Origin of the sequence: Raineyella antarctica (assembly GCF_900092135.1) — a bacterium.
In the GTDB taxonomy this organism is placed as follows: domain Bacteria; phylum Actinomycetota; class Actinomycetes; order Propionibacteriales; family Propionibacteriaceae; genus Raineyella; species Raineyella antarctica.
Genome location: NZ_FMYF01000002.1, coordinates 485,206 through 507,698, shown reverse-complemented (window position 1 = coordinate 507,698; position 22,493 = coordinate 485,206). Strand labels below are relative to the sequence as shown.

Below are 22,493 nucleotides of genomic sequence, written 5' to 3'. Positions count from 1 at the left end.
GAACGCCCCTCGACGAGGGACCGGCGGTCGAGCACCCCGGCAGGGCGCGGTCCCGGCGGGTCGGACGGTCAGCGTGGGTGCCTCCACAGCGCGGATCGCGCGTACTCGAGAGCGGCCAGCGTCGCGAACCACAGGCGCGCGAGCCGGAGGACCATCGGGGTGAGCGGGACGGCGTCGGTGCGGACCAGCCGGACCGGGGCGGCCCGCTGCCGTAGCGTCCACGCGTCCTCGTACGTGGCCAGGCCCTCGGCCCAGGCCCGGGCCTCGTTGATCCGGCTGGTGGATTCGGTCCGGCGGTGGGTCGTCGTCGCGTGCCGGTGCTCCAGCACGAGCCCGCTGCGCCCGTCGAGGACGACCGCCCCCCACAGGGCCCGCCGGGTGATGTCGTTGTCGCAGTAGACGCCGGTGAACCTCGGGGAGAACAACCCGAACTTCTCGTAGAACGCGCGCGAGACGATGGGATGCCTCATCAGCGTGTCCGTCGCGGGGTTCTGGGCGGACGTGACGTCCAGCGCCTTGACCGCGAACGGCACCCGGACCGGGTCGAGCCTGGGTCCGATGATGCCGGCGAGTCGTACGTCCCAGTGTGGCGGCGGGTACAGGTCATCGGCGATGACGACCAGCACGTCCCCGGTCGCCGCCGCTGCCGCCGCGTTCCAGTTGCGGACCGCGGTGACCTCACCGGTCGGCGGCGAGACGACCTGCCGGTGGCCCTCGACCCACGCCAACGTACGAGAGTCATCGGCATCGAGGGCGAAGATGTGCTCGATCGCAGCGGGATCGGCGGCCGCGGACAGCCAGGCATCCTTGACCTCGACCGGCGACTCCCCACGGCGATAGGTGGCGTGCAAAAGCGAGTACCGCGGGGTCATGCCGTCAGCCTATCGGGGCCGGCCCGAGGCCCACGGCCCCGTAGACTCCGCTGGTGCGGACGTGGATCGGTGGCCAGATGTTCCTGTTCCTGCTGTCCTGGGCGATCTACCAGTCCTATTGGGCGGTGTTCCTGCTCGGCCGCGGCGTGTCCCCGCAGGACGTCGGGCTCGCGGTGACCGCCGGGCTGCTGGCCCGCAGCGTCTCGGTGGCGGTGCTCTTCCCGCTCGCGAATCGCTCGGCCGACCTGTTGACCATCCTCCGCGTCCTGCCATGGCTTGCGGTGGCGTGCGCCGCAGTCTTCCTGCCGCACGGGTCGGTCGGGCTGCTGGTGGTCGCCGCGGTCGCGCTGGGCATGACGTACCCGGTGATCCAGCCCGCGCTGGAGACGATGGCCACCCTCGCCGCGGCCCGCGGGCTGTTGTCGTACGGGCCGACCAGGCTGCTCGGCACGCTCGGGTTCGTGGTCGGCACGTTCGTGGCCGGCGGCCTCCTGACGGTCTGGGGCAGTGAGGCGCTGCTGTGGGCGTTCATCGTGGCCTGCGTGCTGATCGGGGCGCTGATGTTGCTGCCGACCGGCGAGACCGCCGTGGGTGGCCAGCGATCCGGGTCCGGCCGGGACTGGGCGGCCCTGTTCCGGCGTCGCAGGGTGGTGGTGATGCTGCTGGTGATGACCGCGCTGCACGCCTCCCATGCTGCCTACTACACCTTCGGCGCGGTGCGGTTCGCCGAGCTCGGGGCCTCCCCCACCGTGGTCAGCGCGCTGCTGGTGCTGGCCCCGGCCGCGGAGATCGTGGTGCTCTGGCTCGCACCGCGGTTCGAGCTAGGACTGTCGGTGCGGCTGATGCTGGTGATCGCCCTGGTCGCTGCGGCCGTACGGTGGCTGGTCCTCGGCCTGGCCGGTTCGCTGGTGGTGGCGGCGCTGACCCAGCCGCTGCACGGACTGACGTTCGCGATCGCGCAGGTGGCGTTCGTGCGGTTCCTGACCGAGCAGGTCCCCCCGGAGCTGACCGGTGCGGTGCAGGGCATGGTGATGGCGCTGGCGCTCGGGCTGGGGACGGCGGTGATGACGGCCGTCGCCGGCGTGCTGTGGGACCGTTCGGTGCTGGTGGTGTTCGCGGTGATGGCCGCGGTCGCGCTGGCAGGCCTGCCATTGCTGACCGATCGGGCACTGGGACGTTCCCGCGGGAACGTCCCAGCACGCGGTCGGTGAGCTCCGGACGGCTCGGTGCGGCGGGCCGGAGCCGGCTCAGCCGATGACCCAGTCGCTGTGGTTCATCCGCCGTGGTTCATCCCGGGCATGTCGGCGGGCATCGGGCCGGGGCCGTTCCAGGTGGTCGCGGGTGCCCAGCCGAGCAGGGTCGGGTCGAGCATGCCGACCGCCGGTGTCCAGCGCGGTGGCGCCGGTCGCGGCCACCTGCCCTGCGACCACTTTCCCGCGACCGGACGTCTGGAGGGCGGCTCACTCCCCCAGTCGTACGACCTGGCCGGTCTCCGCGCTGCGCAGGGCGGCGTCGAGCACCTCGGTGATGTGCACGACGTCCTGCGGGGGAACCGGCAGACCGGCGGACGGCTCGGATGAGCGCAGGGCCGTGAACAACTGCCGGTAGAACTGGCTCCAGTCCTCGGCGATGGTCGGCACCGGCACCCGGTGCGGGCCCCCGTACAGCCAGCCGCACGAGCCGGGGGCATCGTTCAGGTCGGGGTAGGTCGGCTTGTCCTTGCCCATGTCGTCGAAGTCGTCGTAGACCCACGTGCCGGCGCTGCCGATCAGCCGCATCCGGGGGCCGGGCGCGGCGACCAGGGTGCACACGTCGAGGTGGGAGACCCGGCCCCCCGCATGGTGTAGGGCGACGTGCGACTCGTCGTCGCCGACCTGGCGCCGGGCCTTGACCTCGGCATAGACCGCCTCGACCGGACCGAACAGCTGCACGGCGAGGTCGACCATGTGCGGGCCGAGGTCGAGCAGCTTGCCGCCGCCCTCGGAGCTGGGGGTGTCCTCGCGCCAGCGGTGCTTCGGCTCCGGGACCCAGCGCTCCCAGCGGAACTCGAACCGGTAGACGTCACCCAGCCGGCCCGAGGAGACGAGTTCGCGGGCGACCTGGTGCGAACTGTCCCAGCGGCGCTGCAGGTAGCAGGTCAAGGGCACACCGGCAGTACGAGCGGCGTCCACGACCTCGCGGACCTCGGCCAGGTCGACCCCGAGGGGCTTCTCGACCACGACCGGCAGTCCGGCGCCGATCACCTGCATCGCATGGTCGTGGTGCATGCCCGAGGGGGTGCCCAGCACGACCGCATCCAGTCCCGGCTCACGCAGCAGGGCGTCCAGGTCGTCGACGACGCGGACCCCCGGGTTCTCGGCCTCGGCCTGGGCGCGGCGCTCCGGGTTGCGGGTCGCGACCGCCACGACGACGCCGCCGGCGGCGCGGATCGGTCCGGCATGCAGCCAGCTGGCGGTCGAGTAGCCGGCGATGCCGACGCGTACGGGAGTGCTGGGGGTCGGGCTGGTCTCAGGTGCCATACGCCTCATTGTGCTCTGCGACACGAGCCGACGGACACCGACACCACGCCACCACGCCACCGACACCGATCCCGTACGTCCGGGGCGGGCCGTACGTCCGGTTCGAGGCTGTCAGGGGTTGAGCGGGATCTCGACCTCGACGACCCAGCGGTCACCGCGGGAGCCGGCGCGGATGTTCCCGTGCAGCAGGTCGACGCGTTCGGTCAGGCCGATCAGGCCCAGCGATCCGGAGCCGGCATCGTTGCGCCTGGCCCCCGGGGCGATCTGGTTCTGCGCCCGCAGCCGGATCCAGCCGTCCTTCACCTCACCGCGCAGTCGGCAGGCCGATCCGCGAGGAGCGTGCTTGATGATGTTGGTGACGGACTCCTGGAGGATGCGCGAACAGGTGCTGAGCAGGGTAGGGGTCAGCTTCTGGGTGCCGTCGTCGTGGCAGGACCACTTGGCCGGGTAGCCCAGGTAGACCAACTCGTTGGCCAGCGACTCCAGGATGGCGGCAAGGGTGGGCTCCTTGGACGTCGGATCGACCCCCGTGCCGACCAGGCCCTCGTCGCGCAGCAGCACCAGCATCTTGCGCAGCTCGTTCAGTGCGGCGTGGGCCGAGTCGTCGACCACGGCCAGCACCTCATGGAGTTCGTCGGGGTCGCGTGAGGCGCGACGGCCCATCACCTGCATGGTGATGACGGTCAGCTCGTGCGCGACGACGTCGTGCAGCTCCCGCGCCAGCGCTGCCCGCTCCTCCCGGCGGATCTTGGCGTTGAGCCGCTCCAACTCTTTCACCTTGGCGGCCTGCCGGACCTGACGGGCGATCAGGAGCCGCAGCCCGAGGCCCACGGCGACACTGACCAGGACGAGCAACATGATGGTCCACAGGACCAGGAGGTGCTCGCTGGGTTTACGGACACGCAGGGAGGCCGCGATCGCCCACACAAGGCTCACGCCGACGTGCGTCACGAGCATCGTCCGGGTACACAGGGAGGCGGCCACGATGGAGGCCGCACAGGCGACGAGCAGGTGCAAGCCGTAGCTCTCCGCCGACAGGGAGTACGCCAGCGAGAGCCAGGTGAGCATAATGCCCAGCGGTGGCCGGAACCCGAGAACCGCAAGGGCCCCGTAGGCCAGGACGAGTCCGAGTAGTTCCAACACCCCTTGGTCGGTGAAGGGAGCGCTGAAGTAGGTCAGTGCGTCGCTGAAGAACGCGACGACGGAGAGGAGTGCCAGCGAGACACTGGGCCACAGCGGCAGCGGCGTGCAATCGAGGGCGGCGGTGACGCGGGCCCGCATGGTCGTGGGCCCGACCGGAGGACTGGATGCCCTCAGCACAACCACGGGAGGTAGTAGCACATCACCAGCTGCAGCCCCGCCGGCTGGGGTTGCGCGGCCTGGGCCGGAGAGGCGCCGCCCACCACACCCCCGGTCGCAAGGACGAGGGACGCGACGACACCGAGAACGGCGCGCTTCGTCGACGAGTTACGTGAGCCTGAAGAGATCGCCATGCAATGAGTCTAAGGCGGCACTTGCCGACAAGACCATACCTTCGGCCAGTGTTCACCTTGTCTTCCTTCCAGCCCCCGTGCGTCATACTGGCGGGGTGACCACACCCCACTCGCTGCTCCTGGTGGAGGACCATCCGTTGATGGTCCAGGCACTGACCAACTTCTTCGCCACCAGCGAGGAGTTCGAGGTCGTGGGGACAGCCACGGACGGCGTCGAGGGCCTCGCCGCCTGCCACGAACTGGGGCCGGAACTGGTGCTGATGGACCTCCAGATGCCGCGGATGAACGGGGTCGAGGCGACCGGCCGGATCGTCGAGGAGTGCCCCGGGGTGAAGGTCGTCGTCCTGACCACGTTCGCCAGCCTGGACTTCGTCCTGCCGGCCCTGCGCGCCGGGGCCTCGGGGTTCCTGGTCAAGGATGCCGAGCCGGACCGGATCCTCAGCGCGCTGCGACTGGTGGCGAACGGGGAGGAGAACATGCCGATCTCCCCGCAGGTCGTCAAGCTGTTGGCCGACGAGGCGGTCGGTGGGAGCACCGAGCACAAGCGCCATGGCCGCGCGCCCGGGCCGACCGTACGACTCACCACTCGCGAGAGCGAGTTGTTGACCCTGCTCGCCCAGGGGCTGAACAACCGCGAGATGGCGGCCGGGATGGGCGTGTCCGAGGGCTCGGTGAAGGCCTACCTGGGCCGGATCTGCGAGAAGCTCGAGGTACGCGACCGGCTGCAGGCGCTGATCAGGGCGTACGAGCTGGGTCTGGTCAAGCCGAAGCTGGCGGGCGAAGAGGACTGAGGGAGATCCGCTGCTACTCGCACCTGCTGCTACTCGCACCTGCCGCTGACAAGGGCGGATGCTGTGGAGCGGATGACGGGAATCGAACCCGCGTTCTCAGCTTGGGAAGCTGATGTTCTACCATTAAACTACATCCGCGTTTGCTGCTGGGACAGCTTAGCAGCACCCCCAGCAACTGGAAAGTTGACCCCTGCCGACCGGTCCTCGTCAGCGATCCTGCTCCGCCAGCGGCTCGGCGCCTGCTGCCAGCAGCGCCTCCTCCAGCGGTCCGGCGATCACCGGGTTGCAGGCCAGGTAGAACGCCTCTCCCGCACCGTTCCCTCGCAGCCCGCTGACGTGGGCCCCGGCCTCCCGCGCGATGACAGTGCCCCCGGCCAGGTCCCAGGGGTGCAGCCCGGTCTCGTAGTAGGCGTCCAGGCGCTGCGCCGCCACCGAGCAGATGTCGAGGCTGGCCGCGCCGGCCCGTCGGATGTCGCGGACGACGCCGAGCAGTCGAGCGACGACCTGGCCCTGCACCAGCCGTCGCTCGGCCCGGTAGCCGAAGCCGGTGCCGACCAACGTACGCGGCAGGTCGACCTCCTTGGCGATCTGCAGCGTACGGCCGTTGACCCGGGCGCCGCCGCCGAACCAGGCCTCCCAGGTCTCCCCCGTCATCGGGTTGACCACCACGCCGGCCAGACCCGTCCAGGTCTCCGGCTGCGGATCACCCTCGACGACGGCTACCGAGACGGCCCAGGACGGCAGCCCGTACGCGTAGTTGACCGTCCCGTCGATCGGATCGACCACCCAGGTCAGGCCCGAGGCGGACCCTGCGGCATCGGACTCCTCGCCCAGGAAACCGTCCTGCGGGCGGGCGACGGCGATCGCGTCCCGGATGGCCGTCTCGACCGCCCGGTCGGCCTCCGTGACGATGTCCGCCACCGAGGACTTGCGGTCGGCGATGGCTACCCCCGCCTCGCGCATCTCCCGGGCCATCCGGGCGCCGTCCTGCGCGACCGCCAGGGCGAGGGCGTGGATCTCGGTGAGCAGTGCCGGTGCAGTCATGTCATTCACTCCAAGGGGGTCGGCGGTGGACGGCGTGCAGCCGCGAATGGATCGGGAAGACCTGTTCGAGTGGGGGCAGGTGGACCCCGGAGAAGTCGTCCACCATGCCGCGCAGCATGGTGGCGGTGACCCAGTCGCGCTCGAGCAGGTAGTGGTCGGTGCCGGGCTCCAGCCGGGCGAACTCCGGCTCGAACTCCACCGGCACGCGCCGGACCGCCGACACCGGGTCGTCGGGGAAGTCGATGTCGGCCGCCTGCAGGGCCCCGAACATCGCCAGCGGCGCCTCCCGCAGCCCACGCAGCCGGTACAGCGGCACGTCCGGGATGTTGACGTTGAGGATCCGGCCGTCCGAGGGTTGGAACTCCGCCCACTCCATCATCCGTACGGCGACGTCCTCGGCGGTGTCCCAGTGCACCGGGTCGGTGCCGTTGACGGAGACGGCCATCGTACGGATCCCGAGGACGGAGGCGGTCAGCGCGACACCGATGGTGCCGGAGTGCAGGATCGCGCGACCGGTGTTGGCACCGGCGTTGATACCGCTGAGGACCATGGCCGGCCCTGGGCCCGGACCGAACTCGCCCTGCGCGGCCAGGTAGACGATCTGCGCCGGCGTCGCCTCGACCACCAACGAACGGACCCCCTTGGGCATCCCGTCGGGGTGTTCCTCCTGGACGATCGGGCGGCCGTTGTGGGTGCGCATCCCGATCGAGGCGCTGGCGCCGGAGGAGGGGCGGTCCGGTGCGACGACCAGCACCTGGTGTCCCCGCCGGATCGCGGCCCGGGCCATCGCTGCCAGACCCGGCGAATCGATGCCGTCATCATTGGTGATCAGGATCTGCATGCCGAGGCCCTCACTCGCCGGTCTGGACCTTCCCCACCCTACTCCGCGGCCCCGGCCCGGACCGGTCGCTCGGTGACGGTCCGGCCGGCCGGTTGCAGAACGCCGGTGCCGCGGGTCAGCGCGGCCAGCGTGGCGGCGAGCCCGTCGGCATCGTTGTCGGCCAGGACCAGTTCGACCCCGGCTGCACCGTACGCGATGTCGTGCACGAGGATGCCACGGTCGCGCAGCTCGGCCTCGACCCGGCCGGCCTCGGCGTGCGGCAGGGTGACCCGCCACAGCGCCGAGGACACCAGCCGGACCCGGGGCGCCAGGGCGAGCGCACCGCTGACGGCCTCGGAGTAGGCGCGGACCAGGCCGCCGGTGCCCAGCAGGGTGCCGCCGAAGTAGCGCACCACGACCACCGCCACATCGGTCAGTCCGGACCCGACCAGCACGTCCAGCATCGGCCGACCCGCCGTACCGCTGGGCTCCCCGTCGTCGGAGGAGTGCCAGAGCGGCTGGGCGTCCGGGACCGAGATCACCCAGGCGCTGCAGTGGTGCCGGGCGTCCGGGAAGGTCTCGCGGGCGTCGGCCAGCAGCCGGCGGGCCTCCGCCTCGTCCCCTGCCCGACGCAGCCAGGTGATGAAGCGCGAACGCTTCACCTCAAGTTCCGCGACGACGTCGGGTCCGTACGGGACGGTCAGCCGGTCCGGGGTGGGGGCCGCGCCGCGGTCCGGGGTGGGGGGCATGCTCACGGGAGCAGGCTCACATCGTGTCCGGGTCCGGGCCGAGGCGGTTGCCCGCGTCGACCGCGTCGACCCGGGCCAGGTCGTCGGCGGTCAGCTCGAAGTCGAGCACGTCGAAGTTCTCCCGGATCCGCTCCTCGCGGACCGACTTGGGGAACACGATCCGGCCCTGCTGCAGGTGCCAGCGCAGGATCACCTGGGCGGGCGTACGACCCAGCTGGTCGGCGATGGAGCGGATCCCCTCGTCCGCGAGGTCGGCGCCGCGGCCGATCGGGGCCCAGGCCTCGGTGGCGATGCCGTGCCCGGTCCCGTACGACTCCAGGTCCTTCTGGGTGAACGAGGGGTGCAGCTCGACCTGGTTGACCACCGGCACCTCGCCGACCTCGTCGAGCAGGCGCTGCAGGTGCGGGACGTTGAAGTTGCAGACGCCGATCGAGGTCGCCAGGCCCTCCTCGCGCAGGGCGACCATGTCCCGCCAGCACTGGACGTACGTGTCGGCGGACGGGTGCGGCCAGTGGATCAGGAACAGGTCGACGTGGTCGGTACCGAGCTTGGCCAGGCTCTCCTCCAGCGAGGCGCGAGCCTCGAGCTGGCGGTCGTTCCACACCTTGGTGGTGAGGTACAGGTCCTGCCGGGCGATGCCGGAGCCGGCGAGGGCCTTGCCGATGCCCGCCTCGTTGGCGTAGAGCGCAGCCGTGTCGATGTGCCGGTAGCCGATCGCCAGGGCCTGCTCCACGCTGGCCTGCGCCTCGTCGTCGGTGATCTTCCAGGTGCCGAAGCCCAACTGCGGGATGGTGGTGTCGTCACGGAGGGTGATGGTGGGGACGTTGCTCATGTCGCCACCTTATGGCGCGGCGCTGACCATTCTCCCGGCGCCTGACCTGGCCGGACGCCCACCAGACATCACCAAAAGGCCGATCCGGGCCCGTCGTGGAAGAATGACGCGCATGTCCTCCCTTGCAACCCGGTTGAGTGAACGGTTCGCTGCGGTCACCGGTGGCGTCGACCCCGAGCTGCGTCCCGCGACCAAGCCGCAGTTCGGCCACTTCCAGTGCAACATCGCGATGCGGCTGGCCAAGCAGGAGGGGGCCAAGCCCCGCGACATCGCCCAGCGGATCGTGGACGAGATCCGGGTCGACGACCTGTGCGAGCCACTGGAGATCGCCGGCCCGGGCTTCATCAACATCCGGCTGAAGAACTCGGTACTCGCCGAGGAGGCCAACCGCCTGGCCACCGATCCGGCCCATGGCGTCCCCCAGGACCCGCACGCGCGTCGTACGATCGTCGACTACTCCTCCCCCAACGTCGCCAAGCAGATGCATGTCGGCCACCTGCGCTCGACGATCATCGGCGACTGCTTCACCCGGGTGCTGCGGGCGACCGGCTCGACCGTGAAGCCGCAGAACCACATCGGCGACTGGGGGACCCAGTTCGGCCAGCTGGTCGAACAGATCCTCGAGGAGGGCACCGACGTCTCCGCCCTGGACCTCGCCGGGGCCGAGGCGCTCTACAAGCGGGCCTCGGCGCACTTCAAGGCGGACGAGGACTTCGCCGACCGCGCGCGCCGCCGGGTGGTGGCGCTGCAGGCCGGCGACGAGCAGACCCTGGGCATCTGGCACCAGTTGATCGACGTGTCGCTGGCCGGCTTCAACGCCACGTACGAGCGGATGAACATCCTGCTCACCGACGACGACCTGGCCGGCGAATCGACCTACAACCAGGCGCTGCCGAAGGTCGTGGAGGACCTCAAGGCGATGGGGCTGGCCGTGGAGGACGACGGCGCCCTGGTGGTGTGGGTCGAGGGATTCGACGCGCCGATGATCGTGCAGAAGCGGGACGGGGGCTACGGCTACGACGCCACCGACCTGGCGGCACTCCGGCACCGGGTCGACGACCTGGGGGCCGAGCGGATCATCTACGTGACCGACGCCCGGCAGGCCCAGCACTTCGCGATGGTGTTCGCGGTGGCGCGGCGGGCCGGCTGGCTGCCGGACAGCGTGTCGGCGGAGCACATCGGCTTCGGCATGGTGCTCGGCGCGGACGGCAAGCCGTTCAAGACCCGCGACGGCTCGGCGGTGACCCTGTCCTCGCTGCTCGACGCGGCCGAGGAGATCGCCGCCCCGCCGATCGCGCTGGCCGCGATCAAGTACGCCGACCTGTCGAACGGCCTGAACAAGGACTACGTGTTCGACGCCGAGCGGATGGTCCAGACCACCGGCGACACCGGGCCCTACCTGCAGTACGCCCATGCCCGTACGTGTGCGGTGATGCGCGAGGCCGAGGCGAAGGGCCTGTCGCTGGACACCACGGTGACGGTCCTGGACGACCCGACCGAGCAGGCCCTGGCGCTGCAGCTGTCCCGCTTCGGGGAGGCCGTGGTCGAGGTGGCCACCACGCTGCAGCCGCACAAGCTGTGCACCTACCTGTACGAGCTGGCCCAGCACTACTCCGCGTTCTACCAGCAGTGCCCGATCCTGAAGTCCGAGGGTGCGGTGCGCGACTCTCGGCTGGGGCTGTGCCGCGCGGTCCGTACGGTGCTGGCGACGGGGCTGGACATGCTCGGGATCGAGGCGCTCGAGCGGATGTGAACGGGCGGCGGGGTGGGGACCACGGCCTCGGGGCCCCGAGCCATCCGACCTGGGCCCCGAGGATCAGTCCTGCTCGGCCGGCGCATCCTCGGCCGGCGGGGCCTCGACCTGCTCGTCGACCTCCACCTGCTCGTCCGCATCCACGGCGGTCACGCGGTCGTCCCGATCGCTGTCCGAGTCTCCCACGACCGGGACCTCGGGCTGCTGGGACCGCTCGATGGCGCGCCGGTTGGCCTCCGCCACGCTCTCGGTGTCCGCGTCGTGCTGCTGGCGGTAGACCGCCATCCACGCCGCCCCGATGATGCCCGCCTTGTTGCGCAGCGTGGCCGGCACGATCGGGGTGTTGAGCTTGAGGTAGGGCAGGAACTTGTCCGAGTCCTTGCTGACGCCGCCACCGACGACGATCAGGTCGGGCCAGATCAGCCGCTCGACCGTCTGGAAGTACTTCTCGATCCGGGGGATCCACTGCTTGTAGGACAGGCCGAGCTTGTCCTTGACGCCGGAGGAGGCCTGGGTCTCGGCGTCCTTGCCGTCGATCTCGATGTGGCCGAGTTCGGAGTTGGCGATCAGCACCCCGGCGTGCACCAGCGCGCTGCCGATGCCGGTGCCCAGCGTGCTGAGCAGCACCAGTCCCGGATGCCCCTTCGCCGCACCGTAGTGCGCCTCGGCCAGGCCCGCGGCATCGGCATCGTTGAGCATGACGACCTTGCGACCGAGCAGGTCCTCGAACATCTTCTCGGCCTCGAAGTCGATCCAGCCCGGGTCGATGTTGGCCGCACTGCGGGTGACACCGTGGGTGACCACAGCAGGGACGGTCAGGCCGATCGGCCCGTCCCCGATGAGCTCGGCGAAGTGCTCGACGATCTCCGCGACGGCGGCGCCGACCTTCTTGGGGGTGGACTTCTTGGGCGTCGGGATCCGGAGCCGCTCGGCGGCGAACGTGCCGGTCTCCAGATCCACCGGGGCGCCCTTGATCCCCGAACCGCCGATGTCGATGCCCAGTACAGGTCGCGTGGTCATGCAACGAGCCTAGCGAGAGCGCGTGTCCACGTCACCAGTCCCCGGGGGTCGTGTCCGCGGACCGGCCGGGGGTCCCGCCGATGGCCCCACCGGGGTCCGCACCCCGCTCCCGGAGCGCCGCGCGGCACTCCCCCAGGCCAGCAGCTGCTCGGCGTACGGGCGGGCCTGCTCCACCGGCAGGTGCCGGGCGACATGGTGGACCGGGCCCGGCGTGGTGTCCAGGTGCACACTCGCGACGCGCAGCAACCGTTGCAGCGGCCCCTGCGTGAGGCGTACGGACTGGAACTTGTGCAGCGGGACGATCTCCCCGTGCCGCACCAGCAGCCCGGAGTCCGCGATGGCGGCCTGGGGAGTGGCGCCCCAGCGCAGGGTCTGCTGGTCGAACCACCGGATCCACCGCACCCGGGCCGGAACGCGGTGCAGTTGCACCGCGCCCAGGTCGATGCCGGGCAGCACCTGGGCCAGTACGAACCCCAGCTCCCCCGTGGTACCGGCCGGCAGGACCGTCGACTCGCGCCGGTCCTCGCCGTCCTCGTTGCCGGCGGAAACGCCGACCATGTCGATGTCCGCCTGCCACCAGCCGGGGATCCGCCACAACAGCGACTGGCTGATCCGTACGCCCTGGATCCGGTCCAGCGGCAGGCTCTGGCTGCCGAGGCGGGTCAGGCCGGCCGTGACCCGCAGGCCGCCGAGCGGCGTACGCAGCAGCCGGAAGTTGTACTGGTGGACCAGCCGCCGGCTGATGGCCGAGACCAGGCCGAGCGCGAGCGGGAACAGCGCGGCCAGCGAGATGACCTCCACCCCGAGGCCCCGGCCGACGCCAACGACCACGACCCCGAGCACGACCGACCACCACAGTTCGGCGGAGAGCAGGAAGGCGCCGACGATCCGCGCCGGCGACATCGCCAGCAGGACCCGGTCCGCCGCGGACGCGTCGACCAGGGCGCCGGCCTGCGGGCCCTGGCCGACGTCGGCCACCGTGGCGCGTTGCCCGACGGCGCGCTGCAGCAGGTAGTCGCGCAAGGTGTACGCGCGGGTTCGCTGCAGGTAGCGCAGCCGGGTGGCGCTCTCCCCCGCGCCGGCCTCGATCCGCAGTTCGGCCAGGCCGAGCAGGCGGGCGGCCAGGGGCTGGTCGACGTCGACGGACTGGATCCGGTCGAACGCGACCCGGCGCGAGCGGCGCTGCAGCCAGCCGGTCTCCACCCGCACCTCGTCGTCGTCGATCACGAAGCGGGTGAACCACCACGACGCGAGTCCGGCCAGACCGGCGGCGACGGCCACCAGCAGGAGCAGGCCGACCAGCACCCACCACGGGGGGAGTTCGGAACGCCCGGACATGATGTCGGTGATGTTCTGGCTGAAGCCGAAGATGCCCGCCACCAGCACGATCCAGCCGCGGACCAGTGGGGTCAGCGGGTGCGGGCGCTCCAGCACGGGCCGGTGGGGTGCCGGGACGCCGGGCGGTTCGGAGCCGGTGGGTGGCGCGTCCGGCGCAGAGGGCTCGGTGGGACTGCTCACAGGCCGGACCCCTGCGAGTCCCCGCGGGCGGTGAGCTGGTCGCGCAGCCGGGTCGCCTCGGCGTACGGCAGGCCGGGGATGTGCGCATCGGAGTCGGCAGAAGCGGTGACCAAGGTGACCGCGGCGAGCCCGAAGGCCCGCTGGAGCGGACCGGCGTTGACGTCCACGACCTGCAGGCGCCCGTACGGCACCACCGTGAGGGAACGGAACAGCACCCCGTGCCGCACCCACAACTCGTCGGCGGTCTCCGCATAGCCCCACGCGGGCCAACGCCGCAGCACCAGCCACGCGTTCCACAACCACAGCGCCGCGACGAGGGCGATCGGGACCAGGGTCAGCTCCCAGCGACCGAACACCAACTGCACCGACACCCCGAGCACCACGACGGCGACCAGTGCGGTGATCCCGGAGGCGAGCCAGTGGACCGTACGCCACCGGGGCGAGATCGGGCGCCACTCCACGTCCGGACCGGCGAACAGGATGTCGGAGGTCCGGCCGGTGTCAGGACGAGGCGACATCGCCGGGGGCCTTCGCGTCGTCCTCGCCGGCGACCTTCACGTCGACGCCGCCGAAGAGGGCCAGGCCGCGCAGTTCGATCGTCGGGGCGCTCGGGTCGGAGATCCGGGCCTTGGAGGACACGCCCCCGAACAGCGGGACGACCTTGTTGACCACGCGTACGCCCGGCGGCACCGTGATCTCCACGCCCCCGAAGACCGCGCCGATGTTGAAGCTGACGGTGCGGGCCTCGAAGACGGCCCCGCTGAGGTCGAAGCTCACCCCGCCGAACAGGGCGATGGCGTTCGTGGTGGCCGGCACCCGGTGGATGCCGGCACGCTCGGTGCCGCCGAAGATCGCGATGGCCGTGTCCGCCGGGCTCTGGTGCGAGGTGTCGACGCGCACGCCACTGGGGTGGCCGTACGGGGTGGGCGCCAGGGATCCGGACGGGACCGCCATGCCCTGGTGCGGCGCGAGGTCGACGGTGAGCGGGGTCAGCTCGGCGAACGTCCGGGCGGCCAGGGCCCGGTCGACGCGCTGCTGGTGCTCGTCGAAGGTGAGGCGACCGTCGGCGTACGCCACGTCGAGGAGTTCGGTGACGCGGGCGCGGTCGTTGTCAGAGGCACGCAGGTTGTCGGGCAGGTCGGCAGACATGCCTCCAGAGTACGAGTCGGGGTGCCGGGGCAGCCGGGGCCGGGGTGGGGGCGAGTGCTCCGGGCGGTCGGGCGGTCGGGCGGTCCGGCGGTCCGGCGGCCCGTCCGGAGCCAAGTGGTCAGTAGTACCGCTCGACCCCGCGGGCGACGGCCGTGAAGCGTCCCTGGTCCAGGCGGGCAGCGGTCCGGCGGACGGCGTCGGGGTCGATCCGGATGATCCGGTTGAGCCGGACCTCGCTGGCCCTTCCCTCGCGATCCCAGGTGCCGGTCCCGATGTCCATCCAGTAGCGGCCCGCCGAGGCCTCCTGGGCGGCGTCGCGGTCATGGTCCTGCGAGGTGAGCTGCAGGCCGAGCAGCCAGGGCCCGTCGGACCCGATCAGCAGCACGGGGCGGTCCTTGCCCCGGGAGTGGTCCTCCTCGTACGGCACCCAGGTCCACACGACCTCGCCCGGATCGGGGCGCCCGTCCTCGCGAGGGGCGTAGGTCAGCGTGGGGCGGCCGGTGAAGTCGCCGGGGTAGCCGCCGGGCTGCGGGGTCCTGTGTTCGGAGGTGTGCGGCGCCGAGGGACGCGGTGCAGAGGTACGCGGTGCGGAGGTGTGCGGCGCAGAGGCGTGCCCCTGCTTGGAGCGCGGCTGGGAGCGCGGCTGGGACCCGGAGGAGCCGGCCCTCTGCAGGGATGTGCGGACGGCCTCCTCCACCGCTTTGCGCAGCGCGTTGCCGATGATCTGTTTCCAAGCAGCCATGGCAGCCACCGTAACGGCCTCCGACGACAAGTGTGGCCCGGGCCATGTCAGGACCATGCCGGTGCCACCGACCGATGCTGCCCGGGTGACGTCCGCCGGCTGTCTCTGCCGTCTCCCGGTTCTCGATCCTCCGTTGTCTCGCACGGGCAATCAAGAACCGAGGGGCGCGGCACGATGGGCAATCTAGGAATCCGGGTTACGCCGCGGGTGGCCGATCACGGCCAGTTGTCCACCGCGAGCTGGAAGAGCCCGTTCACGCTGGCCCCGAACGCCGTGACCGCCACGATCGCAGCGATCGCGATCAGGCTGGCCAGGATCGCGTACTCGGCCGCGACCGCCCCGCGATCGGACCGCTGGTCCCCTTCGTCCATGTCTTCCCCCCGGTTCCGACCTCGGGCCTGCCGCCCGAGTCGAACGCTAGCAGGATCAGCCCTGTTCGGGCGTCGCCGACGGAACTGGCCGCACACCCAACCGGTGCCCCAGCAGGTCCCCGACCATCTTGACGTTCGCGGCGATCTCGCGCCGTACGCTGCGCCGCCACGCCTTCGGCGCCGCGCGGCGTACGGACGTGTCCCCCACCCCGTACGCGTCCAGGCCGATCAACCGGCAGATCGTCAGCGTGCGAGGCAGGTGGTAGTCCTGGCTGATCATGGTGACCTGCTGCAGGCCATACTCGCCCTGCGCCCGGGCGCACGAGGCGTACGTGTCCACCCCCAGCGGGTCGAGGATGACGTCGGCCTCGGGGACACCGTGGTCGACCAGGTAGCGCGCCATCACGCTGACCTGGTCGTGGGAGCCCTCGTCGCCGGAGGCGATCAGCGCCCGGACCTTGCCGGCCCGGTACAGCCGCACCGCGAGGTCGAGCCGGGCGCGCAACGAGGGGGCCGGCGTACGGTCCTCGTACGTCTCCGCACCCAGCACCAGCCCGACGCCGGTCGGCGGAACCGTCTCGACGGTGCGCCGCCGGGCGCGGGTGCCCAGCAGCGTCCACGCCGCCAGCGCGCCCAGCGACATGACCCCGACGAGGGCCACGCCACCGACGATGATGGCGATCGCCCGCAGCGGGCTACAGCCGGTCAGGATCATCCTCGGGCGTACGCCGCAGTTCACCGGGATGGAGTTCGGCACCGGCCGGGGCCGAGGCCGGCGAGGCCGCCTCGATGCTGGTCCCGCGCCAGCGCGAGAGTCTCCGCATCACGTGGTAGATCAGGATCGCGCCGAACGAGCCGAGCGCGATGCCGTTGAAGACCACGCCGCCGACCTGCTGGCCGCCGACGACCGATCCGCCGATCACCCAGGTGAAGTTGCCGATGCCGACGATCAGGGCGATCGCGGCGGTGTTCAGGTTGACCGGATCGGAGAAGTCGACCCGGTTCTGCACCCAGATCCGTACGCCCAGCATGCCGATCATGCCGTAGAGCACGGTGGCCGCGCCGCCGAGTACGCCGGGGGGAATGGTCGCCACCACGGCGCCGAACTTGGGGACCATCGACAGCAGCAGGGCGAACAGGCCGGCGACCATGTACGCCGCGGTGGAGTAGACCCGGGTCGCGGCCATCACGCCGATGTTCTCCGCGTACGTGGTGGTGCCCGACCCGCCGCCGGCGCCGGCCAGCAGGGTCGAGAGGCCGTCGGCGAACAGCGCGCGGCCGGTGACGCCGTCCAGGTTGTCACCGGTCATCGCGGCGACGGACTTCACGTGGCCGATGTTCTCGGCGATCAGGACCACCACGACCGGCAGGAACATCGCCAGCACCGAGGGTTCCCAGGTCGGGGCGTGGAAGGTCGGCAGGCCGACCCAAGCGGCGTTGCTGATGGTGGAGAAGTCGACCTCGCCCCGCAGCACCGCGACCACGTAGCCGACCAGCACGCCGATCAGGATGGACAGACGTCCGACCATCCCGCGGAAGAGGACGGTGACCAGCACGATCGAGGCGATCGTGACGACCGCGGTGACCGGGGCCTTCTGCACGTTCCCCCACGCGGCCGGCGCCAGGTTGAGGCCGATCAGCGCGACGACCGCGCCGGTCACTGTCGGCGGCATCACCCGGTTGATCCAGTGCGCGCCGGCGAAGTGCACCACCACGCCGACCAGGGCGAGCAGCGCACCGACGGCCATCACGCCGCCCAGCGCCGAACCCATGCCGTGCGAGGCGGTCGCGGCGGTGATCGGGGCGATCAGCGCGAAGCTCGACCCCAGGTAGCTGGGCACCCGCCCCTTGGTGATGACCAGGAACAGCAGGGTGCCGATCGCGGAGAAGAACAGCGTGGTCGAGGGCGGGAAGCCGGTGATCAGCGGGACCAGGAAGGTCGCGCCGAACATTGCCACCACGTGCTGCATGCCGATGCCGATGGTGGCCGGCCAGGCCAGCCGCTCGGACGGGCGGACGACCTCGCCGGGTCCGATGTGGCGTCCGTCCCCGTGGACCGTCCATCCACGTACGTCGCGCTTTTCCCTGGACAACGTTCCTCCGATCGCGGCGCGGCCCGTGCGTACGCCGCGGACATCCTAGACCGCGGCGGAGGGCTGGCCCGACGCACCCCGGAGGAGACGCGGCACGGCCAGGCACGACGAAGCCGCGGACGTTGGCGCCTGTTGCGGACCTTCTAAGGTCCGCAACGGAGCGCAACGTCCGCGGCTAGGCGGCGGGCAGCACGTCCGCGGCTGTGGGCCGGCAGCTCCGCGGCTGGGGGCCGAGCTCCCCGGCTGCCTGGTCTACGGCGCCGGAGCAGCCGTCAGCCGTGCCGCTCCGCGCGGTAGTACCGGATCAGTGCCTTGGTCGACTGGTCCTGGGCCTCGATCGCGGCCTCGTCGCCCGACACCGCCGGGGTGAGGTCCTTGGCCATCGCCTTGCCGAGCTCGACGCCCCACTGGTCGAAGGAGTCGATCCCCCACACCACGCCCTGGGTGAAGGTGATGTGCTCGTACAGCGCGATCAGCTGGCCCAGCACCGACGGGGACAGCTCGGGCGCCATGATCGAGGTGGTCGGCTTGTTGCCGGCGAAGACCCGGGCGCTGACCAACTCCTCGCGGACGCCCTCGGCGCGCACCTCGTCGGCCGTCCTCCCGAACGCGAGCGCCTTGGTCTGGGCGAAGAAGTTGCCCAGGAAGAGCTCGTGCACGTCGTTCTCGCCGTCCCGGGTCGGGTTGGCGGGGTTGGCGACCGCGATGAAGTCGGCCGGGATCAGCCGGGTGCCCTGGTGGATCAGCTGGTAGAAGGCATGCTGGCCGTTGGTGCCCGGCTCGCCCCAGAAGATCTCACCGGTGTCGGTCGTCACCGGGGTGCCGTCCCAGCGGACGCTCTTGCCGTTGGACTCCATGGTCAGCTGCTGCAGGTACGCCGCGAAGCGGTGCAGGTACTGCGCATACGGCAGCACCGCGTGCGACTGGGCGCCGTGGAAGTTGTTGTACCAGACGTTCAGCAGGCCCATCAGGGCCGGTACGTTCTCCTCGATCGGCGCGGTCCGGAAGTGCTCGTCCATCACGTGGAAGCCGGCCAGGAACGCCTCGAAGTTGTCCGGGCCGATGTAGACGGCCAGCGAGGTGCCGACGGCCGAGTCCACCGAGTAGCGCCCACCGACCCACTCCCAGAAGCCGAACGCGTTGGCCGGGTCGATCCCGAACGCCGCGACCTTGTCCAGGGCCGTCGACACCGCGACGAAGTGCTTGGCGACGGCCTCGTTCTCCTGGCCCTCGACGATCGCGCCGCGGTCCCGCAGGCTGGTCAGCAGCCAGCTCTTGACGATCCTTGCGTTGGTGAGGGTCTCCAGCGTGGTGAACGTCTTGGACGCCACGATCACGAGCGTGGTCTCCGGGTCGAGCAGGAACGTCTTCTCGGCCGCGTCGGTCGGGTCGATGTTGGAGATGAAGCGGCACTCCAGGCCCAGCTGGCCGTACGGCTTCAGCGCCTCGTACGCCATCACCGGGCCCAGGTCGGAGCCGCCGATGCCGATGTTCACGATCGTACGGATGGTCTTGCCGGTGACGCCCCGCCACTCGCCCGAGCGGACCCGACGCGCGAACGCGTACATCTTCTCCAGCTCGGCGTGCACGTCCGCGACCACGTCCTTGCCGTCGACGACCAGCGAGTGGCCGGCGGGCTTGCGCAGCGCGGTGTGCAGCACGGACCGGTCCTCGGTGACGTTGATCCGGTCGCCGCGGAACATCGCGTCGATCCGGTCGGTCAGGTGGACCTGGTCGGCGAGGTCGACCAGGGCCTCCTGGACGCTCCCGTCGATCCAGTTCTTGGACAGGTCCACGAACAGGTCACCGGCGGTGTGGGTGAGACGCTCGGTCCGCCCCGGATCCTCGGCGAACCAGGTCCGCAGGTCGGGTCGGTAGTCATGGGCCAGGGCGCTCAGCCGCCCCCAGGCCTCGGTGGTTGTGGCATCAACGGGAGACTGCATGGGGCCAGACTAGGGCGGCGGCGGCCCCCGTGTCCGGGCGGGGCCACGAGTACGTCGGAACCGGGTCCGTCGGAACACTGCTCCGGATCCCCACCCATCGGCCCGGTGATACCGCACCGGCCCGGAAAGCTATACGTTGGCCATCATGGACTTCAATCAGCTCCCGGACGGAGTCACCGTCGGCGAGGGTCGCGGTGGTCTGCCCGTCGTACGCGTCGTCATCGGTTCCTGCACGGCGGAGGCCTACCTGCACGGTGGCCAACTGACGTCCTGGCGGCCGGCCGGCCAGGAGCCGGTGATCTGGCTCAGCGAGCGCTCACACTTCCTGGAGGGCGCGGCGATCCGCGGCGGCGTACCGATCTGCTTCCCGTGGTTCGGTGCCGGCATCGACGGGCGGCACTACCCGCCGCACGGCGTGGCCCGGCTCTCGGCCTGGGAACTGGCCGAGGTCACCCCGGTCGCGGACAGCATCCGGCTGCGCTTCCACCTGGACGGCCACCAGGCCATCGACATCGAGGGCCTGGACCGCGACTGGTCCGCCGACATCTCGTACACGGTCGGTGAGGTGCTCGACATCGACCTGCGGGTCGAGGCGTACGGCAACCGCGCCACCCCGTTCACGTACGAGGAGGCGCTGCACACCTACCTGGCGGTCGGGAACGCGCGCAAGATCACCATCGAGGGCCTGGACGGCAGCCGCTACCACGACAAGGTGGTCGACGGTGACTTCACCCAGCGCGGCAGCCTGGTGGTCCTGGGCGAGACCGACCGGGTCTACGAGCACGAGGGCGACGTCACCGTCAAGGACCCGAACCTGCGCCGGACCCTGGGCATCACGAAGCGCGGCTCGGCCCGGACGGTGATCTGGAACCCGTTCGTCAGCAAGGCGGTCAAGATGGGTGACTTCGGTGACGACGAGTGGCAGGAGATGATCTGCGTCGAGGCGGCCAACATCGGTGCCGCGGCGATCACGCTGTTCCCCGGCCAGTCGCACACCCTGCACCAGCGCATCGCCATCGACCGGAACCAGCGACCCTCCGGTCTGCGCCGCCGGTTGCTCTGAGCATGGCCGGTGATCGGGCCCGTACGGACGCGGCCCACGGGGACCCGCCCCGTACGGGCGTCCGTTCGGACGCCCGAACCGATGCGCGGATGCAGCGGGCCCGCGCCGAGGACGGCATCGCCCGACCGCTCGCGGCGGGCTCGGACTCCGAGTTCCGGGTCGACCTGGAGCGGATCCGCTTCTCCCCCTCCTTCTCCCGGCTCGCCGAGGTGACCCAGGTCGTCTCGGCGGGCACCACCGGCGGAGTGGTGCACAACCGCCTCACCCACACGATCAAGGTCACGGCGGTCGCCCGGGCCATCGCCGTACGCCTCGAGGAGTCCGCCGGACCCGGCCGGCTGGCCCGCCTCGGCGGACTCCACCACGTGGTCGCCCAGGCCGCCGCCTGTTCGCACGACCTTGGCCATCCGCCGTTCGGGCACCTGGGCGAACAGGTGCTGGACCGGGTCGCGCGCGAGCGGTTCGGCCTGGCCGACGGCTTCGAGGGCAACGCGCAGACCTTCCGGGTGCTGACCGAGCTGGAGGTGCACGGTCCCGGCGACGACGGCCTCAACCTCACCACCGCGGTCCGCGCGTCGGTGCTGAAGTACCCGTGGGGGCGCTTCCACTGGCCCGACCCGCACCCGCGGACCTGGTCCGAGCTGCCCCGCGGCGCCCGCCCCGACCGCACCGGCGGGTCCTCGAAGTTCAACGCGTACGTTCCCGACCTGGACGAGATGATCAAGGTCCGCGAGGCCTACCCGTCGGTGCGCCCCGACCAGCAGACGCTGGACTGCGCCGTGATGGACCTGGCCGACGACGTCGCCTACTCGCTGCACGACCTGGAGGACTTCCACCGCTCCGGGGTGCTGCAGTTCTCGGCGGTGTCCGGGGAGTTCCGCAGTTGGGCCCAGCAGGCCGAGAAGCTCGCCATGCTCTCCGACCGGCAGGTGGCGTCGGCGGGCACCGATCCCGGAATCGGGCTGGAGGCGCTGCGACGGCGCCTCGCCAGCCGGGACGACTGGATCTTCGACGAGGAGGAGTTCCTCGACGCGGTGCTGCGGGTCGGCGAGGAGTTCGTCGAGGGGGTGCTGGCGATCCCGTACGACGGGTCGATGGCGGCCGACCGCTCGCTGTCCGGCTTCACCTCCACCTGGATCGACGAGTTGGTCGACTCGGTCCGGCTGGTCGACGACCCGCCCGTACGCGGCTCGTCGGTGACCCTGTCGCCGGACGCCTGGCACCGGGTCCAGGTGCTGAAGTTCATCCACCAGCACTTCGTGCTGCACCGGGCCGACCTCGCGCTGATGCAGCGCGGGCAGGCGAGTGTGATCCGCCAGGTCGTGGAGGCCTTCGACGAGTGGCTCTCCGACGACCTGGACGCGACCCGGGCGCCACGCCGGCTGCTGGACCTGATCGTGGCTGCCGGCTTCGGCTACGCCCGGGTCGCGCGCGAGCACCCGGACTGGCTCGACGGCCAGACCTCCGCCGCCGACATCGCGCGGATGGCACGCGGCCGCGGGATCGTGGACTTCGTCGCCGGGCTCACCGACCACCAGGCCGAGGCGACCGCCTCCCGGCTGCGCGGTGGTTCGGGGCTGCTGTGGGGTGGCGGCTCGGTCTGAGCCGGAACCGCCGGTCCGCAGGGGCGCACCCACCCTTGACCTCGCAGTGAGACCCATGTCACCCTTTGGTGACCGAACGGTCGGCAATTAATCCGACCTGCGCACCGAGAGGCCTCG

General features: G+C 71.1%; 21 protein-coding genes, 1 tRNA gene and 1 pseudogene. 5 read left to right on the top strand and 18 right to left on the bottom strand.

Annotated features, from left to right (window positions below; translation table 11 throughout):
• Nucleotides 1-68: 68 nt before the first annotated feature.
• Nucleotides 69-872, bottom strand: coding sequence for a glycosyltransferase (locus GA0111570_RS04790; RefSeq protein WP_139283147.1), 804 nt, complete (start codon nucleotides 870-872; stop codon nucleotides 69-71).
• Nucleotides 873-925: 53 nt separating this feature from the next.
• Here GA0111570_RS04790 and GA0111570_RS04785 point away from each other — a divergent pair, with 53 nt between their 5' ends.
• Complete coding sequence (locus GA0111570_RS04785) at nucleotides 926-2,083, top strand: MFS transporter (protein ID WP_139283146.1); 1,158 nt, start codon at nucleotides 926-928, stop codon at nucleotides 2,081-2,083.
• 249 nt (nucleotides 2,084-2,332) lie between these two features.
• Here GA0111570_RS04785 and GA0111570_RS04780 read toward each other — a convergent pair whose 3' ends face one another.
• From GA0111570_RS04780 to GA0111570_RS18010, 3 genes are all read right to left on the bottom strand, one after another.
• Nucleotides 2,333-3,391, bottom strand: coding sequence for a Gfo/Idh/MocA family protein (locus GA0111570_RS04780; protein WP_092607044.1), 1,059 nt, complete (start codon nucleotides 3,389-3,391; stop codon nucleotides 2,333-2,335).
• Between the two features lie 111 nt (nucleotides 3,392-3,502).
• On the bottom strand, nucleotides 3,503-4,672 hold the full coding sequence (locus GA0111570_RS04775; RefSeq protein ID WP_092607041.1) for a sensor histidine kinase: 1,170 nt from the start codon (nucleotides 4,670-4,672) through the stop codon (nucleotides 3,503-3,505).
• A gap of 32 nt (nucleotides 4,673-4,704) precedes the next feature.
• The gene (locus GA0111570_RS18010; RefSeq protein ID WP_245703019.1) at nucleotides 4,705-4,884 is read right to left on the bottom strand and encodes a hypothetical protein; all 180 of its coding nucleotides are present in this window, start codon (nucleotides 4,882-4,884) and stop codon (nucleotides 4,705-4,707) included.
• A gap of 95 nt (nucleotides 4,885-4,979) precedes the next feature.
• On the opposite strand from GA0111570_RS18010, the gene GA0111570_RS04770 reads away from it, so the two are divergent.
• Complete coding sequence (locus GA0111570_RS04770; protein WP_245703017.1) at nucleotides 4,980-5,675, top strand: response regulator; 696 nt, start codon at nucleotides 4,980-4,982, stop codon at nucleotides 5,673-5,675.
• 64 nt (nucleotides 5,676-5,739) lie between these two features.
• Here the strand turns inward: GA0111570_RS04770 and GA0111570_RS04765 are convergent.
• The 5 genes from GA0111570_RS04765 to GA0111570_RS04745 all read right to left on the bottom strand — a co-directional run bounded on the left by GA0111570_RS04765 (nucleotide 5,740) and on the right by GA0111570_RS04745 (nucleotide 9,120).
• Nucleotides 5,740-5,813, bottom strand: a tRNA-Gly gene (locus GA0111570_RS04765).
• A gap of 69 nt (nucleotides 5,814-5,882) precedes the next feature.
• Entirely contained in the window at nucleotides 5,883-6,719 is an 837-nt protein-coding gene (locus tag GA0111570_RS04760; RefSeq protein WP_092607038.1) for an inositol monophosphatase family protein, read from the bottom strand.
• A gap of 1 nt (nucleotide 6,720) precedes the next feature.
• A complete protein-coding gene (surE, locus tag GA0111570_RS04755) occupies nucleotides 6,721-7,560 on the bottom strand; it encodes a 5'/3'-nucleotidase SurE (protein WP_092607035.1) in 840 nt (279 codons plus the stop codon).
• A gap of 38 nt (nucleotides 7,561-7,598) precedes the next feature.
• Nucleotides 7,599-8,288: an IMPACT family protein gene (locus GA0111570_RS04750; protein WP_092607032.1), complete on the bottom strand. Its 690-nt coding sequence runs from the start codon at nucleotides 8,286-8,288 to the stop codon at nucleotides 7,599-7,601.
• 16 nt (nucleotides 8,289-8,304) lie between these two features.
• A complete protein-coding gene (locus GA0111570_RS04745) occupies nucleotides 8,305-9,120 on the bottom strand; it encodes an aldo/keto reductase (protein ID WP_092607029.1) in 816 nt (271 codons plus the stop codon).
• Between the two features lie 112 nt (nucleotides 9,121-9,232).
• Here GA0111570_RS04745 and argS point away from each other — a divergent pair, with 112 nt between their 5' ends.
• A complete protein-coding gene (gene argS, locus GA0111570_RS04740) occupies nucleotides 9,233-10,873 on the top strand; it encodes an arginine--tRNA ligase (protein ID WP_092607025.1) in 1,641 nt (546 codons plus the stop codon).
• Between the two features lie 219 nt (nucleotides 10,874-11,092).
• Here the strand turns inward: argS and ppgK are convergent.
• The 9 genes and pseudogenes from ppgK to pgi form a co-directional block, all read right to left on the bottom strand.
• Nucleotides 11,093-11,893 (bottom strand): annotated as a pseudogene (ppgK, locus tag GA0111570_RS04735) (polyphosphate--glucose phosphotransferase); the annotation flags it as partial.
• Nucleotides 11,894-11,902: 9 nt separating this feature from the next.
• The gene (locus tag GA0111570_RS04730; RefSeq protein WP_139283145.1) at nucleotides 11,903-13,411 is read right to left on the bottom strand and encodes a PH domain-containing protein; all 1,509 of its coding nucleotides are present in this window, start codon (nucleotides 13,409-13,411) and stop codon (nucleotides 11,903-11,905) included.
• Entirely contained in the window at nucleotides 13,408-13,929 is a 522-nt protein-coding gene (locus GA0111570_RS04725) for a PH domain-containing protein (RefSeq protein WP_092607016.1), read from the bottom strand. Before GA0111570_RS04725 ends, GA0111570_RS04730 begins: the two co-directional genes overlap by 4 nt.
• Nucleotides 13,913-14,560, bottom strand: a complete 648-nt coding sequence (locus GA0111570_RS04720; protein WP_092607012.1) for a DUF1707 SHOCT-like domain-containing protein — start codon at nucleotides 14,558-14,560, stop codon at nucleotides 13,913-13,915. Before GA0111570_RS04720 ends, GA0111570_RS04725 begins: the two co-directional genes overlap by 17 nt.
• A 118-nt stretch (nucleotides 14,561-14,678) precedes the next feature.
• Entirely contained in the window at nucleotides 14,679-15,302 is a 624-nt protein-coding gene (locus tag GA0111570_RS04715; protein ID WP_092607009.1) for a type II toxin-antitoxin system PemK/MazF family toxin, read from the bottom strand.
• Nucleotides 15,303-15,517: 215 nt separating this feature from the next.
• Nucleotides 15,518-15,673 (bottom strand): Flp family type IVb pilin, encoded by a 156-nt coding sequence (locus tag GA0111570_RS17265; RefSeq protein ID WP_139283144.1) that lies wholly within the window; start codon nucleotides 15,671-15,673, stop codon nucleotides 15,518-15,520.
• 55 nt (nucleotides 15,674-15,728) lie between these two features.
• The gene (locus tag GA0111570_RS04710; RefSeq protein WP_092607006.1) at nucleotides 15,729-16,388 is read right to left on the bottom strand and encodes a SanA/YdcF family protein; all 660 of its coding nucleotides are present in this window, start codon (nucleotides 16,386-16,388) and stop codon (nucleotides 15,729-15,731) included.
• Nucleotides 16,369-17,766, bottom strand: coding sequence for a uracil-xanthine permease family protein (locus GA0111570_RS04705; RefSeq protein ID WP_092607003.1), 1,398 nt, complete (start codon nucleotides 17,764-17,766; stop codon nucleotides 16,369-16,371). The genes GA0111570_RS04710 and GA0111570_RS04705 overlap by 20 nt, the downstream gene beginning before the upstream one ends.
• A 272-nt stretch (nucleotides 17,767-18,038) precedes the next feature.
• A complete protein-coding gene (gene pgi, locus GA0111570_RS04700) occupies nucleotides 18,039-19,709 on the bottom strand; it encodes a glucose-6-phosphate isomerase (protein ID WP_092607000.1) in 1,671 nt (556 codons plus the stop codon).
• Nucleotides 19,710-19,854: 145 nt separating this feature from the next.
• Between pgi and GA0111570_RS04695 the strand changes: the two genes are divergently transcribed.
• Both GA0111570_RS04695 and GA0111570_RS04690 read left to right on the top strand, forming a co-directional pair.
• Entirely contained in the window at nucleotides 19,855-20,772 is a 918-nt protein-coding gene (locus GA0111570_RS04695; RefSeq protein WP_092606997.1) for a D-hexose-6-phosphate mutarotase, read from the top strand.
• 2 nt (nucleotides 20,773-20,774) lie between these two features.
• On the top strand, nucleotides 20,775-22,376 hold the full coding sequence (locus tag GA0111570_RS04690) for a deoxyguanosinetriphosphate triphosphohydrolase family protein (RefSeq protein WP_092606994.1): 1,602 nt from the start codon (nucleotides 20,775-20,777) through the stop codon (nucleotides 22,374-22,376).
• Nucleotides 22,377-22,493: the final 117 nt, after the last annotated feature.